Below are 533 nucleotides of genomic sequence, written 5' to 3' on the forward strand. Positions count from 1 at the left end.
GGCGCAGCGCCTCGCGTGCGATATCCTCGGGCACACCGTCAATTTCAAACATCACACGGCCCGGCTTGACGCGCGCGGCCCAGTAATCGACCGAGCCCTTGCCCTTACCCATGCGCACTTCGGTCGGCTTGGAGGTGACCGGCACATCGGGGAAGATGCGGATCCACACACGGCCGGCACGCTTCATGTGACGGGTGATCGCGCGGCGGGCCGCCTCGATCTGGCGCGCGTTCACACGATCCGGCTCCTGGGCCTTGAGGCCGTATGAACCGAAATTGAGGGTCGAGCCGCCCTTGGCGACACCCTTGATCCGGCCTTTGTGCTGCTTGCGAAACTTCGTACGCTTTGGCTGCAACATTTTCTTGTTCTCCGAACTGGCTTACGCGCGATTGCTACGCGTTCTCGCGACGACGTCCGCCACCGCCCTGATTGTCACCTTCCGTTGCCCGGCGCTCAGAGGCCATCGGATCGTGCTCGAGGATTTCACCCTTGAAGATCCAGACCTTGATGCCGCAAACGCCGTATGCGGTATG

1 protein-coding gene and 1 pseudogene are annotated in these 533 nt (G+C 62.3%); both read right to left on the minus strand.

Annotation, left to right across the window (positions count from 1 at the left end):
* A partial coding sequence (rplP, locus tag AC5E6N_RS23290; protein ID WP_491750044.1) for a 50S ribosomal protein L16 occupies nucleotides 1–358 on the minus strand: 358 nt, incomplete at its 3' end.
* A 34-nt stretch (nucleotides 359–392) separates the two neighbouring features.
* A pseudogene (locus AC5E6N_RS23295) lies at nucleotides 393–533 on the minus strand (30S ribosomal protein S3); the annotation flags it as partial.

The organism is Hoeflea sp., assembly GCF_984452065.1.